The sequence below is a fragment of the Neobacillus sp. YX16 genome (genome assembly GCF_030123505.1).
GTDB lineage: Bacteria > Bacillota > Bacilli > Bacillales > Cytobacillaceae > Neobacillus.
Genome location: NZ_CP126115.1, coordinates 5,265,601 through 5,280,033, shown reverse-complemented (window position 1 = coordinate 5,280,033; position 14,433 = coordinate 5,265,601). Strand labels below are relative to the sequence as shown.

Below are 14,433 nucleotides of genomic sequence, written 5' to 3'. Positions count from 1 at the left end.
GTATGGAAGAAAAAACAGCATTACAGCATAAACAAAGAAGTTTTCTTTTAAATGATTTTTTCAAGCGAGTCTTTGATATTATGTTTTCCTTAGTTGGATTGGTTATTTTATCTCCGTTCTTTTTAATCATTGGAATTCTGATAAAGTTAGATTCAAAGGGACCCATCTTTTTTAAACAGACTAGGGTGGGACGGAATGAAAAGCCATTTGAGATATTGAAGTTCCGAACAATGGTGACTGATGCTGAGAAAAAGGGTACACAAATTACGGTGGGCAAGGATAGCCGGGTTACGAAAATCGGCAACTTTCTGCGCAAGGCAAAGCTCGATGAATTGCCGCAGCTGATTAATGTATTAAAGGGCGATATGAGCCTCGTTGGCCCGCGGCCAGAAGTACCACGCTATACGGCCTATTATAATCAAGTCCAAAAAAAGATTTTTGATGTGAGACCCGGGATCACCGATTACGCCTCAATTAAATACAGCAGTGAAAATGAAATACTAGGGAAAAGCGAGAACCCTGAAAAAACGTATATTGAAGAAATTATGGTCGATAAATTAAAAATTAATTTAGAGTATATTGAAAAAAGATCAGTTTTTGAGGATATATACATTATTCTAGCAACAATTGGAAAAATATTAAGGTAAACCTCCATAAATTTGTCGAATTTATGGAGAATTATCTAAAATAAGCTTACATTAATATGAATTTACTATGGGAGTGGTATAATTACTTCCGTGGTTTTTTACTACTATTACGTCTTAAGGAGAAGTAATTCATGAGAGTACCTATGCTTGACTTATCTGAACAATATAATGGTTTAAGAGAAGAAATTATTCATACACTCGATGAAGTAATGGGCTCATCAAAGTTTATCCTTGGTGACCATGTAAGGAAAATTGAAGCGTCCGTTGCTGAATTTGCAAATGCGAAACATGGTATTGGAGTAGCCAATGGAAGTGACGCCTTACATATTGCCCTACAAGCATGTGGTGTGAAAGAAGGCGATGAGGTTATCACCACTCCTTTTACATTCTTTGCTACCGCTGGAGCAGTGGCAAGAGCTGGGGCCAAACCTGTTTTTGTTGACATCGAACCGGATACCTTCAACATCGACCCAAGCAAAATAGAAGCAGCGATCACAGATAAAACAAAGGCGATTATTCCTGTTCACCTTTATGGACAGTCATCTGATATGGATCCAATCATGGAAATCGCCAAGAAACATAATTTATATGTGATTGAAGATGCAGCTCAAGCAATTGGTGCTGAATACAAAGGCAGGAAAGTGGGAGAAATTGGCGACGCTATTACTTATAGCTTTTTCCCAACGAAAAACTTGGGAGCTTACGGCGACGGCGGAATGATTGTGGCTCAAGATGACGAAATTGCTGAACAAATGCGGGTTATCCGTGTTCACGGCAGTAAACCTAAGTATTACCACCGTGTTCTAGGCTACAATAGTCGCTTAGATGAGTTACAGGCAGCAATCTTAAATGTTAAATTCCCACACCTTCCAGAGTGGAGTGAAAAAAGAAGAGAGAGAGCAGCCTATTACACAGAGTTGTTGAATGCAAAGGTTCCACAAATCAAAACTCCAGTAGTCAGAGAAGAAAATTATCATGTTTTCCACCAATATACACTTAGAGTGGAAAGAAGAGATGAGCTTCAAGCATTCCTAAAAGAAAATGGCATTGACTCGATGGTTTATTATCCAGTTCCACTTCACTTACAGCCAGTGTTTGAATATTTAGGATATCGTGAAGGTGATTTTCCAATTTCAGAACAGGCATGTAAAGAAGCAGTATCATTGCCAATGTTCCCTGAATTAAAAGCGGAACAGCAAGAATATGTAGTGAAAAAGATTGAGGAATTTTACATTTAGGGATTGTGAAAAAATGAATAATACAGCAAATACTATCGTTCAATACTTGCAATATTTGTGGAAACGAAAATGGCTGATCCTACTCGTAACCATCCTCTTCGCTGGGCTGGGGTATGTGTATGAACAAACAAGGTTTCAAGAAACGTACCGTGGGACTGCCTTGATATTCACAGGTAATGCTAATAATGATGGATTAACGAAGCCAAATGTACAAAAAGGTTTCTATAAAAATCAGTTACCTGAAACATTAAAGCTTGATATCATCCTTCCAGGTAATTTTCAAATCCTGATTACACTGGATGGTACGAATTCAGAAGAAGTTGAAAAGAATATAAATAAGATTTCAAAAAATTATCTAGAACGCTTGGAAGATAATTTTACGCGTCAAGAATCAGCCGTTAAATTATCTCGAGATGACCTTGAGGAATCAAAAGAGAATATTGCTTTTCTGGAAGAACATATGGATTATTATACTAATCAAGTGATCGAGGCGGTAGAGGCAGGGCAGGACATGGGTCCGGCAATGGAGGAATTTACCAAAAATCAGAAATTAATTATTGACTATAAAATTAAATATCATCGCGATAATAAAAAAATATCAAAGCTAGAAAAGCCTGAATTGGCAGATGTTACTGTCGTTCCTGTTATCAATAAACCATTTCTAAATGCCCTAACTGCAGCTGCGTTAGGATTCCAATTAATGATTGTATTTTTAGTATTGTATAAGTTCATCACAGACGCACTAAAAGTAGATCGAAAAAGTGAGGCTAAATCATGAGTTCATTTGAAAGTTTATTAAATAAGATTACCAATCGGACAGCCGTTATCGGTGTTGTTGGGTTAGGATATGTTGGATTGCCGCTAGCTGTTGAAAAAGCAAAGGCTGGCTATAAAGTTATTGGCTTTGATGTACAAGAGAGCAGAGTAGCTCAAGTAAATGAAGGCCATAACTACATCGGTGACGTCGTTGACGAAGAGTTAGCTGATATGGTTAAAGCTGGCTCATTGATTGCTACAACGGATTATTCAAAAATTACCGAAGTAGATGCTGTTGCGATTTGTGTTCCGACACCTTTAGATCGTCATATGCAGCCAGATACTTCCTATGTGGAAATGTCATCAAAAGAAATCGCGAAATATGCGCATGAAGGAATGTTAGTTGTTCTTGAATCAACTACTTACCCTGGCACGACAGAAGAAATCGTGAAGCCAGCTTTAGAAGAAAAGGGATTGATCGTAGGGGAGACAGTCTTTGTTGCTTATTCTCCTGAGCGTGTCGATCCAGGTAACAAAGTCTACAATACCAAAAACACCCCTAAGGTTGTCGGCGGGATTACAAAGAACTGTACAAAAGTTGCGGCAGCAATGTACCAGTCCGTTTTAGAGGGTGATGTTCATGAAGTATCAAGCCCTGCGGTTGCTGAGATGGAAAAAATCTTTGAAAACACGTTCAGACATATCAACATTGCCTTAGCAAATGAAATGGCTATTCTTTGTGATAAAATGGGCATCGATGTCTGGGAAGTAATTGACGCAGCGAAAACGAAGCCATATGGCTTCATGGCGTTTTATCCAGGCCCTGGATTAGGCGGTCACTGTATCCCAATCGATCCGTTCTATTTAACATGGAAGGCTAGAGAATATAATTACCACACAAGACTGATTGAATTAGCAGGGGAAATCAACAATTCGATGCCAGAATTCGTGGTTAACCGCTCATTGGATATCTTAAACAAGTACGCAAAATCCTTAAACGGTTCAAAGGTACTTGTATTAGGGGTAGCCTATAAAAAGGATATTGATGATGTCAGAGAATCTCCTTCCCTTCCAATTATCACCATGCTGAAGGATAAAGGTGCTGAAGTGGTAGTTGTCGATCCATACGTAACAAACTTTAAATTAGACGGTGAAATCGTTAAGACATACGAATTAACCGAAGAGCTCATCGAAAGTGCAGATATAACGTTGGTTCTAACCGACCACACAAACGTTGACTACGCATTAGTAAGCGAAAAGAGCAAAGTCATTTTCGATACAAGAAACGTAATCAAAACTTCTAACGAAAATTACTTTAAGTTATAGAAACTGTATAAAAATGGCTGTGTAAATTGTAACTTTGTTTGATTGGAGCGGAAGGCGCTTGACTCCTGCGGGAAGAACGAGCTGAGTGAGACCCCGCAGGTCGGAACGACCGAGGAGGCTCACGCGCGAGCCCGCGGAAAGCGTAGCGCCTGGAGCTCCAATCAACCAGGCTAATCTAACACAGCCACTAATAAAAGGAGTTTAACTCCTTTTATTTATTTTCGTCTTTAATTTTAGTAAAGATAAAGGTGCTATACACATGGGAAATAACAAGGATTTTGCTAAAAACATTATTATGACACTCGGCCGGCAAGTCACTGCTATTCTGTTAGGTTTGTTAAGTTCGATCATTATCGCTAGATGGCTTGGGAGCACCGGGAACGGACAATATAACCTAATTATCCTTGTACCGACAATGCTGTTCTCGTTCCTAAACTTGGGAATCGGGACCTCTTCCGTCTATTTCGTTGGTAAAAATAATTACAATGCCAGTACCGTATATAAAACCAATACCATTGTTGGACTATTGATAGGAATTGCGGCCCTAATCATCGGCTTTATTTACTTAAACTATTTTGGTGCAGATTTTACTGAAGGAGTTCCGCTTCATTTATTTTACCTCGCACTCCTCTTTGTCCCATTACTAGTATTAAACGAATTTTACCTCGTCCTGTTTCAGGCGAAAAATGACTTTGCATCCTATAATACGATTTCTCTCTTGAGACAGATTTCAGCTCTATTATTTCTCATTATTGGGCTTATGTTCTTTAAATGGGGGTTAATTGGCGCAGTTGTCTCCTTTATCTTCTCATTAGTTATTCAATATATCTTATCGATGTACTTTTTTAAAAAGAGATTAAAGCTCTCCTTTAAACAAGGCAGCTTCTCAGTCGGCTATTTCAAAGAATCACTGAGATACGGTTATAAAGCACATTTTAGTAATATCCTTTCTTTTATCAATTACCGGGCGGACATTTTCTTAATCGGAATGTTTTTGAATCCGCAGGCGGTAGGAATCTACGGGGTTGCCGTTGGAATTGCTGAGAAATTATGGGTCGTATCCCAAGCGATTTCAACCGTGTTATTTCCAAAGGTAGCGTCTATCAATGACGATAGTGAAAAAAATCGATTAACTTCGTATATTGCTCGCAATATCTTGGTCTTTTCATTGTTTACAGGACTCGTTTTTTATTTAGCTGGAAAATTTATTATTGTATTAATGTATGGGAAAGAATATGTAGAGAGCGCCTATGTCCTTTATTTCTTATTACCAGGCATCATCTTCTTTTCAGTCGATCGGATTTTATCCAATGACTTGGCTGGCAGGGGAATGCCGGAATTAAATATGTACACCTCGTTATTTACGGTGATTAGTAATATCGTGCTTAATATTATTCTAATACCTAAATACGGGATTGCTGGTTCGGCATTTTCGACATCGCTTACCTATACACTATGTACGATGATCAAAATCATCATATTTAAAAGAGTAACCGGAACCAAATACAAGGATATCCTATTTATCTCAAAAGCAGATATTATCGGAGCTAAGAATATGATCAAGAGGGTAGGTGGAAGAGGATGAAGGTGTTAATTTTTCCTTCATGGTATCCCACACCGGATTCGCCGATTAATGGAATCTTTTTTAAAGAACAGGCGAAATCATTAGTGAGAAAGCAGATTGACGCGACTGTTTTATACTCAGAAGCATGGAGTATAAAAGGGTTTAAACTCTTTGACCCAAATAGAGGAACCGCTGTTCAAGTAGAAGATCAGGTACCGACCTATCGCTATAAAGATTATAATTACGCACTAAATTTTATTCAAAACGCTGCGGGTAAACAATACCTGAAACGAATTAAAAAACTGTATTTACAGTATAAAAATCAGTATGGGAAACCGGATATTATCCACGCACATTCTGTCCTTTGGGGCGGATGGGCTGCCTCTAAAATCGCCAAGGAGGAAGGAATCCCGTTTGTTCTCACCGAGCATTCCTCATCCCTTGGAAGAGGGTTACTCTCTGATTCCCAAATCAATGAGCTTCGTCAAGTATACCAGGCAGCGGACAAGCTGATTGCGGTCAGTCCGAGCCTGAAAATCCTGATGCAGTCCCTTGTACCAGGTAAAGCAATTTCGATCATTCCAAACATCGTGGACCTAAGTCATTTCACCCTTAAATCTCCCAAGGATTTAACAGGGAAGTTTCGCTTTTTCTCACTTGCTTTTTTAAATAAAAATAAAGGGATGGATATTTTGATTGAAGCTTTTGCAAAGTCCTTCAAGGGGAACAAAAAGGTGGAACTGATAATTGGCGGCAAGGGGCAGGAGAAGGAAAATTTAATGCAGCTAACAGAGAATCTTGGAGTATCCGACATGGTTCATTTTAGGGGTGAATTAGACCGGGTAAAAACGGCGGAAGAAATGAAGAAGGCAAATGCATTTGTGCTGGCAAGCAGATATGAAACCTTTGGTGTCGTCTATATCGAAGCGCTTGCGAGCGGGACACCCGTAATTGGAACAAAATGCGGCGGTCCAGAAATGATTATTGATTCTTCTAATGGTCTATTGGTGGATATCGACGATGTTGCGCAATTGAGCGAGGCCTTACGTTATATGGAGAGACAAGCCAAGGAATACAATCCATCAGAGTTGAGAGAAAACTGCTTAAATCGTTTTGGTGAACAGATTGTAGTAAGTGAAATTATAAAAATTTATGAAGAGTGTAGATAGCATGAAATGGAATCGTAGATTATCACTATATTTATTTGTATTTTTATTATTTATTGATCCGTTTTTATTTTCGATTTCCCTAGGACCCATTGTGATTACATCATCCAGGCTATTTCTGGCGGCTTATATTTTTTACGAAATTAAAGAATACATGGTTGATAAACAGTGGCCGTTTAGTCTTAAAAACTTAAAAATTCCGCTGGTGTTTTTCGGTTTTTGGTTCTATTATGGGGTGCTGTCGACAACCTGGGCCGCAAATAAAAGCCTTGCGATCAAAGAATTGTTCTATTTTGTCATTTTCTTATTTGTTATTTTTGCAATCATCGGGCTGATTATGAAAGTCGATAATGATGAAGCGAAAATTCAAAAGATTTTTAACGTCATCGGAATCATTACCATTGTGATTGCGCTTGTCGAAATTGAGTTAAACTTACATCTTCCGACATCGAGATATGCAACAAATACGGAATTTATGGAGCTTGGTCTACGAGTAGCGACGGCTTATTTTTATAATGAAAATGATTTGTCATTATTTCTCGTGTTGATTGCCCCTTTTTATCTAGCGAATATCTTTAAAGGAAAATTTCACTTTAATCTTTTTTATATCAGTATGTTTGGCTTAGTATGCATTATCATTTACCAGAACGGATCGCGGGCGGCTCTTGTCTCGGTCTTGATCCAAATAGCCGTTTGGTTCTTCATCAATCATCAAAAAATCGCAAAGGTCATGCTTGGTGTTGGTCTGGTATTTACGCCGATTGTTAGTTTTGTCATTATTTCCAAAGCCTCGAGTCTTTTGAGCATTTATAATATGACAGTGGAAAGTGTAAATTCCGTGCAGATCCGGCTAAACTTGGTTTTCAGCGGTATCTTATCCTCAATCCGCATCTTCCTTCTCGGGGTTGGACCGGGTAACTTTGAAGTAAATGTGGATAAGGATTTATTTAATACAAATAGAATCGTAAACCCGCATAATTGGTGGGTTGAATTATTTACGAACTATGGGCTTTATGTATCTCTGGCGTTTCTAGCATTTTTTATTTACTTGATGCGTCAAATGTACAGTGCATATAAGGTAAAACATAGTCGTCTGCCGCTGATTTATCTTTTAAGCCTTTGTGGGTTTATTCTAGCTTCAATCGGACCCAGCAGGACCTTTTATTTTTGGCCGATGTGGCTGTTCTATGCACTAATCTTGGCTTATTTAAATAAATCACCGAAATCTTATCAAGGGAATGAAAAATACTAATGAAAATTTGTTTTCTAGCCCCTGCCAACTCGATCCATACTGTTCGCTGGGTAAACAGTATGGTCGCAAGAAACCATGAAGTCCATTTAGTCAGTCTTCATAAAGAGACGATACACAAAATAGATCAGCGGGTTCATGTTCATTACCTTCCAATACCCGCACCCTTAGGGTATTATGGGAACTTTCTTTTTGCAAAAAGATTATTGAAAAATATAAAACCTGATATCCTAAATACGCATTATGCGAGTGGTTACGGAACGTTATCCCGGTTCATTGATTATACGCCAACTTTATTAAATGTGTGGGGGAGTGACGTGTTTGAATTTCCTCATCAAAGCAAGAGTAACTACCGGGTAATAGTTAATAATTTATTAGCGGCAGATTACATTGCTTCTACTAGTATCGTGATGAGAGATGAGGTTAAGAAATTAGTTGATATAAAAAAAGAAATTAGTTTAACACCATTTGGTGTGGATACACATGTATTTAAGCGATTACCATCGGACGCTACTCCAAATGATAGGATAAAAATAGGGATTGTAAAAGGCTTAAAAGCCTATTATGGGGTTGAATATTTAATCCGTTCGATCCCCATCCTGTTTAGTCTGCTAAAGGACAATAAAGCTGAATCCCACATTCCCAAAATTGAAGTAGAGATAGTGGGGCATGGACCACTTTATCAATCTTTAAAGGATTTGGCTGACAGTTTAGGACTTAGCAGCATCATTGACTTTAAAGGTGAGATTCCTCATCATGATATACCCAAGATATTAAATTCATTTGATATCTACTGTGCTCCAAGTATTGCCGAAAGCTTTGGTGTGGCGGTATTAGAAGCTTCAGCTTGTGGTTTGCCGGTAATAGTTACCGATGTTGGTGGACTTCCTGAAGTTGTAAGAGAAAAGGAAACCGGTTTTATTGTGAACGCTAAAGACCCTAAAGCGATTGCGGAAAAACTTTATCAGCTTGTTGTTGACCCTGATTTAAGAAAAAGGATAGGAAAAAATGGTGAAGAGTTTGTAAGGGAAAATTTTTCATGGGATAAAAGTGTGGATGTCATGGAAAAGGTATACAAAGAAATCCTCAATCAACATTAATAAAAATAGCATTCTTTGGCAAAGGAATGCTATTTTTTTGCTGTTTTAGAAGATAGGCACTAGATTACTAGGATAATATTGGGAAAAATGTAGAAATATTAAAATAGATTATTGACATAGTCGAAAAATGACGGATAATAGTAGAGAGAGAGGGGGAGAGTTAAATAAAAACTCGAAGAATGTCACGTGTGTTGATAATTCTTTCTTTTTTTATACTTTATTCCACATTGCCAGCCCAACTTTATCATGTATCTGCTGCTAGTTTAGAAGAATCTATTCAATTTAATCCCTACGAAATTCACGAAAATATTACTCTAGCTAAAGACGGCGAAACAGTCGCTACTTTACAACAAGGGAATATTTTTTATTTTTATAAGCAGGGGGAAGAACAGTTTTTAATGAAAATTGGAAATGAAGAATTTATTATTTCCAGTAACTCTATTCAAGAATTGAATAGCACGGATCTGCTTGAAAATGTAACGTACGTTTCAGATCAAGATACTATAGAGAAAGAGATTATTTTAAATCCTGAAACGATCATTTTTGATGAGTTGGATCCATCCAAAACTTTTTTAACGATTAAAAAAGAGCAGGCACTTCCATTAATAGAAGAAAATGATGAAATGTATAAAGTTGTAATTGGCAGCAGAATTGGTGTAGTAAAAAAAGAGAAAATTACATCAGATACTAATGTAGAGAATCATGAAGCTGAAAGTATCCCAAAGGATATAGACAGTCATGAGCAACCCACAATAGAACAAGAAAATGCAATTCCAAAAGATAGACAATATGAAATGTCGAGTCCTGCGAACCTAAGTGCCTCTACTACACTTTTTTCAGGGAATGAAAAATATTTCAAAACGAATTCAATCGATGTTCCCATTTACTTCAATGATAATGGCAAAAATAAAGAAGTAGGGCATTTAGTTCCTAATCAAGAATATGTTATCTTATCTCAGGATGATAATTGGGTAAAGATTAAATACGGTAATACAGCCGCTTATGTAAAGAAGTCTTTACTGCTTCCGAGTAGCGGAGGGTCCATTGCTAATTTGAGTAATAATATCAATTCCAGCAGATTCTTTCAAACGAATCGCCCCCTATCCGTATATGATAATACTTCAGGTACTCTAGTTGAATTTGCAATCATTGAACCCGGGCAAATTTATCCTGTCATTAAACAAACCTCAATGAATTGGTTTCAGGTAGATTTTGCAGGTAGAATTGGCTATGTTTATATTCCCCATTTAACGTACCTAGTAAACGGTTCAGATAAATATTTTAAAGCAACTGAAGATCATTTATCCATATATCTTAATGATAATGGTAAAAATGTTCTTGCAGGTGAGTTAGTTAATGGGCAAGAATATGTAGTATCAGGCAAGATTGAAGGATTTGTAAGATTGAACTTCGGAAAAATTACTGCTTATGTCAGGGATAAGGGATTAAAACCTAGTAATGGCTCAACAATCAACAATCCTAGTTCTGAAGTAGCTAGTTCTGGAAGATTTGTTAAAGCTAAAGCGAATATTTCGATTTACGATAATACTTCAGGCAGTTTGGCTGAGTATGCCGTGATTAGTGAAGGACAAACCTTTGAAATTATCAGGGATACTTCCACTTATTGGGCACTAGTTAATTTTGGCGGTAGGATTGGCTATATTTATAAACCGCATGTCGAATATATTTTTAATCAATCTGATAAATATTTCCAGCCGCTTAGAGAGAATGTTGAAATCCTTTTGAATGACAATGGGAGCAATGTTTCAGTTGGAAAATTGGTTTTGGAACAAAAATACTCGATTATTGATTTCATTCCCGGATTTATTAAAGTGAAATATGGGTATGGTTCAGCGTATATTCGAACAGGAAATGTTTACCCAACGAATGCAAGTGGAGTACAAAACTTACAGACAAATGAGGTAAATAGCTCCACTCAGTTCAAAGCACTTACAACGCTTTCGATTTATGATAACACCTCTGGTTCGTTAGTGGAATTTGCGAAATTGGATCAAGGACAAAGTTACCCAATCATTAAACAAACGTCAGCAGAGTGGTTTCAGGTTTTATTTGCAGGCAGAATTGGTTATGTCTATAAACCACATGTTTCCATCGGACCAATTAAATCCTATATAAATACCAATTATAACCTAACATTGGATCAAATGTTCTTAAAGCAATGGGCAGTACAGCCACAAACAGATAAAAATTACGACAGCTATGTAGCGAAAGAATTTATTGCTATTGACCCTAACAACCCTTCGATAGGGACTGTAACAGCAGACATATTAAATGTTCGCGGGACTCCTGAAGCAAATCCAATCCACAATTGGAAACTAGGAACATTGTATCAGGGAAATGTTGTATCAATTATCCGTGAAGTGAATGGTTGGTATCAGATAAAATTCAACCAGACTTGGAAAAATGCCAGCCCTGAAGATGTAATGTATTATCTTAATCCTGATAATTTCGCAAAGGATTCAAAATACTACTACCAGTTTTTAAAACTTTCTAAATCCGCTGGTCTAAATGCTAATGAGGTAAATACAAAGGTTCTTTCAAATAAAGGGATATTAACGAATCAGGCTCAATCTTTTATTGATGGAGCTAATAAATATAATATTAATGAGGTATACCTGCTAGCTCATGCCCTTTTAGAAACGAATCATGGTCGCTCACCTTTAGCGAATGGAATTATTGTGAGTAGTGTTAATGGAAAACCTGTTGAACCCAAGAAAGTATACAATATGTATGGAATAGGTGCCTTTGATAGTTGTCCTGAACAATGCGGTTCAGAACGCGCGTATGTAGAAGGATGGTTTACTCCTGAAGCAGCAATCATTGGCGGTGCAAAATATATCGGAGAAAATTATATTAATAATCCGACTTATCAGCAGGATACTTTGTATAAAATAAGATGGAATCCAGAAAGGCCGGCAACCCATCAATATGCTACCGACATAGGTTGGGCTTATAAGCAAGTAACCAATATTAGCCAGATTTATGATCTCCTTGAAAATTATGAAATTACTTTCGATGTACCGTCCTATCTTAAGTAATAAGCAAAAAAGCAATTGTTCATTTGAACAGTTGCTTTTTTATGTTATCATTCTCAATTGAGATTGCATTAAGGTTGGTGTAAAATGGATTAGGTAACCAATTACTATTGTAAAAGAGGAAGTTATTGTGAAGGAAATTCTATTTATTGCATACTTTTTTCAACAAGAGGACGGGGTAGGCTCTTTTAGGTCTAGAGCCCTAGCGGAAATGCTAAAGACCAATGGATATTCCATTAATGTTATTTCAAAACACTCATTTCATCCGCTAACGAAAAACAATATCTTGTTATGGGGTCTTTTTTGTTTTTTTAGGGTTCTATTTAGCAAAGAAAGAATTGTATATGTATCTTGCGGTCCATTTCTCCATTTACCCTTTATTAATTTAGCAGCTATTATTCGTAGGAAAAAGCTTGTAGTTGATTTTCGAGACCCATGGTCGTTAAACATCAAGCATGGGTATGGTCAGGATGTGAAGCCAAATTCTTTCAAGCTTTTTATAGCCGAATCTGTGGAGAAACAAATTTATCGTACATGTACCTCCTTTATTGTATGTACTGAAGGAATGTATGAATCCTATAAGGCTTTATTTAATGATGGTACAAAAATAGTAACGATCCATAATGGACATGTCTTGAATGATGATGTAGTACATGGGATTAAGGAACATAGTGGAGAAATGTCTATTCAGTTTGTGTGCTTAGGAAAATTTGCTGAGTATCATTATGATAAGGCACTTACCACCCTTAAGAAGATTTCCGAACTCCGTGATAAGGGGAAGAAGGTTTCAGTGAATTTTATTGGGTCTGATATAGAATTGACACAAGGAATAATTAAGGAGGCAGGACTTGAAAAAGACTCAACCGTATACCCACGCTTAAATTATGATGAAGCAATAAGTATTGCTAGAAATAGCGACGTTGGTCTTGTAGTTTTAAGAAATGAAGCGTATGAAATTGGAACAAAAATTTATGATTATATTGGCATGGGAATACCTGTCTTAGACTCTTTTGAAAATGGTACAAATTTTAAGAATAAATTTAATAAATATTTATTTACGGATACAACTTTTACTATTCCAATCGAAGATAGAGAATTTTATTCAAGAGAAAATCAATATAAACGGTTTTTAACGGTATTTAGTGATTTGTCATCCTAAAGTTTCTAGTTAAAAAAATCTCCTAACCCAATGGTCAGGAGATTTTTTTTAGTTATTTGTTGTATCATTTTCAGTGGTGTTACTAGTAGTATTGTTCGGATCTATTGTTTGAGTTAATTCAGTAGCCGATAAAATCCTTCTAATTTCATCGCCAACTTCTTGTAGAGAATCTTTGTCTGGCTCGTAATAGTAAATGCTATTAATCATTCTGTCTTCGCCTTTAATCTCTAAACGCTTAAATTCTTGATTTTTAATTTCATCATAAAAAGTTCGTAAACCAAGAAATTCATTTAATTGAATATTTGTTTTAATGTTTGCACCTATTGTTTCTATAACTCTATTTGCTTTCGTTAAGGTATTAAGAGAAATTGCTTTATCAGCGATTGCTCTAATGGCTTCCTGCTGTCTTTCATTACGGCCGAAATCACCACGCGGATCTTCTTTTCGCATTTGAACAAATGCAAGTGCTTCTCTGCCATCTAACTTCATTTCACCTTCTTTAAAATAAACATATTTATTTTTTAAATCGACTTGTTTAAAATCAAAAGGAACTGTTACAGTAATACCGCCAAGCTCATCAATAACATCTTTGAAGCCTTGAACACCTGTCTTAATATAATAATCAACTGGAACATCTAAAAGTTCTTGCACTGCTTCAATCGTACCTTTCTCATCCCCATAGGCATAAGCTGCATTAATTTTATCCTTACTTTCTATTTCGGGGATATAGGCCCTGGTATCTCTAGGAATACTTAAAATGGCAACCTCTTTTGTTATTGGATTAAGGGTAATAAGTAAAAGAGTATCCGTTCTGCCTTTATCATTTTTCACATAATCATCTACACCCATCAAGAGAATTGTCACAGGATCAGATTTAAGTGTTACCTTCTCTTCACGAAGTTCTGACTTTTCCCCTCTATCCAATTCTTCATAGCTGCCTTGGGCTACATTCTTTATCGTATAGGCGATATAAGCAGCATAACCGAGTCCAGCTATAGAAGTGATAAGTAATAAAGTCAATAGTACTTTAAAAAACCGTTTAAGGGGCGTGGTTTTCTTCCTTTTCCTCTTCGCCACTCTGGTAGAATTCATATATTTGCCTCTTTTCATCTATGTTGAAGAAATAATAATTTTACATTTTAACTAGTATAGTATATTTTATTTTTGGGTAA

At 36.7% G+C, this 14,433-nt stretch carries 11 protein-coding genes; 10 read left to right on the top strand and 1 reads right to left on the bottom strand.

Features of this window, described 5'->3' with window-relative positions; translation table 11 throughout:
• Nucleotides 1–2 precede the first annotated feature (2 nt).
• The 10 genes from QNH48_RS26150 to QNH48_RS26105 all read left to right on the top strand — a co-directional run bounded on the left by QNH48_RS26150 (nucleotide 3) and on the right by QNH48_RS26105 (nucleotide 13,261).
• Nucleotides 3–647 carry a sugar transferase gene (locus QNH48_RS26150; protein ID WP_283952608.1) on the top strand — a complete coding sequence of 215 codons (645 nt, stop codon included), beginning with the start codon at nucleotides 3–5 and terminating at the stop codon, nucleotides 645–647.
• Between the two features lie 131 nt (nucleotides 648–778).
• Nucleotides 779–1,885, top strand: a complete 1,107-nt coding sequence (locus QNH48_RS26145) for a DegT/DnrJ/EryC1/StrS family aminotransferase (protein ID WP_283952607.1) — start codon at nucleotides 779–781, stop codon at nucleotides 1,883–1,885.
• Between the two features lie 13 nt (nucleotides 1,886–1,898).
• Nucleotides 1,899–2,663: a Wzz/FepE/Etk N-terminal domain-containing protein gene (locus QNH48_RS26140; RefSeq protein ID WP_283952606.1), complete on the top strand. Its 765-nt coding sequence runs from the start codon at nucleotides 1,899–1,901 to the stop codon at nucleotides 2,661–2,663.
• Nucleotides 2,660–3,967, top strand: coding sequence for a nucleotide sugar dehydrogenase (locus QNH48_RS26135; RefSeq protein ID WP_283952605.1), 1,308 nt, complete (start codon nucleotides 2,660–2,662; stop codon nucleotides 3,965–3,967). Before QNH48_RS26140 ends, QNH48_RS26135 begins: the two co-directional genes overlap by 4 nt.
• A 259-nt stretch (nucleotides 3,968–4,226) precedes the next feature.
• A complete protein-coding gene (locus QNH48_RS26130) occupies nucleotides 4,227–5,552 on the top strand; it encodes a flippase (protein ID WP_283952604.1) in 1,326 nt (441 codons plus the stop codon).
• Nucleotides 5,549–6,700 (top strand): glycosyltransferase, encoded by a 1,152-nt coding sequence (locus QNH48_RS26125; RefSeq protein WP_283952603.1) that lies wholly within the window; start codon nucleotides 5,549–5,551, stop codon nucleotides 6,698–6,700. Before QNH48_RS26130 ends, QNH48_RS26125 begins: the two co-directional genes overlap by 4 nt.
• Before the next feature lies 1 nt (nucleotide 6,701).
• Nucleotides 6,702–7,949 (top strand): O-antigen ligase family protein, encoded by a 1,248-nt coding sequence (locus tag QNH48_RS26120; protein WP_283952602.1) that lies wholly within the window; start codon nucleotides 6,702–6,704, stop codon nucleotides 7,947–7,949.
• The gene (locus QNH48_RS26115) at nucleotides 7,949–9,046 is read left to right on the top strand and encodes a glycosyltransferase (RefSeq protein WP_283952601.1); all 1,098 of its coding nucleotides are present in this window, start codon (nucleotides 7,949–7,951) and stop codon (nucleotides 9,044–9,046) included. Before QNH48_RS26120 ends, QNH48_RS26115 begins: the two co-directional genes overlap by 1 nt.
• Nucleotides 9,047–9,225: 179 nt before the next feature.
• Nucleotides 9,226–12,105 carry a glucosaminidase domain-containing protein gene (locus QNH48_RS26110; RefSeq protein ID WP_283952600.1) on the top strand — a complete coding sequence of 960 codons (2,880 nt, stop codon included), beginning with the start codon at nucleotides 9,226–9,228 and terminating at the stop codon, nucleotides 12,103–12,105.
• A 127-nt stretch (nucleotides 12,106–12,232) separates the two neighbouring features.
• Complete coding sequence (locus QNH48_RS26105; RefSeq protein ID WP_283952599.1) at nucleotides 12,233–13,261, top strand: glycosyltransferase family protein; 1,029 nt, start codon at nucleotides 12,233–12,235, stop codon at nucleotides 13,259–13,261.
• 48 nt (nucleotides 13,262–13,309) lie between these two features.
• Here QNH48_RS26105 and QNH48_RS26100 read toward each other — a convergent pair whose 3' ends face one another.
• Nucleotides 13,310–14,353 carry an LCP family protein gene (locus QNH48_RS26100; protein ID WP_283952598.1) on the bottom strand — a complete coding sequence of 348 codons (1,044 nt, stop codon included), beginning with the start codon at nucleotides 14,351–14,353 and terminating at the stop codon, nucleotides 13,310–13,312.
• Nucleotides 14,354–14,433 lie beyond the last annotated feature (80 nt).

What these genes read in the sequence shown, in the direction of transcription:
- QNH48_RS26150 (WP_283952608.1), top strand. Translation starts at nt 3, where the DNA reads ATGGAAGAAAAAACAGCATTACAGCATAAACAAAGAAGTTTTCTTTTA.
- QNH48_RS26145 (WP_283952607.1), top strand. Translation starts at nt 779, where the DNA reads ATGAGAGTACCTATGCTTGACTTATCTGAACAATATAATGGTTTAAGA.
- QNH48_RS26140 (WP_283952606.1), top strand. Translation starts at nt 1,899, where the DNA reads ATGAATAATACAGCAAATACTATCGTTCAATACTTGCAATATTTGTGG.
- QNH48_RS26135 (WP_283952605.1), top strand. Translation starts at nt 2,660, where the DNA reads ATGAGTTCATTTGAAAGTTTATTAAATAAGATTACCAATCGGACAGCC.
- QNH48_RS26130 (WP_283952604.1), top strand. Translation starts at nt 4,227, where the DNA reads ATGGGAAATAACAAGGATTTTGCTAAAAACATTATTATGACACTCGGC.
- QNH48_RS26125 (WP_283952603.1), top strand. Translation starts at nt 5,549, where the DNA reads ATGAAGGTGTTAATTTTTCCTTCATGGTATCCCACACCGGATTCGCCG.
- QNH48_RS26120 (WP_283952602.1), top strand. Translation starts at nt 6,702, where the DNA reads ATGAAATGGAATCGTAGATTATCACTATATTTATTTGTATTTTTATTA.
- QNH48_RS26115 (WP_283952601.1), top strand. Translation starts at nt 7,949, where the DNA reads ATGAAAATTTGTTTTCTAGCCCCTGCCAACTCGATCCATACTGTTCGC.
- QNH48_RS26110 (WP_283952600.1), top strand. Translation starts at nt 9,226, where the DNA reads ATGTCACGTGTGTTGATAATTCTTTCTTTTTTTATACTTTATTCCACA.
- QNH48_RS26100 (WP_283952598.1), bottom strand. Translation starts at nt 14,353, where the DNA reads ATGAATTCTACCAGAGTGGCGAAGAGGAAAAGGAAGAAAACCACGCCC.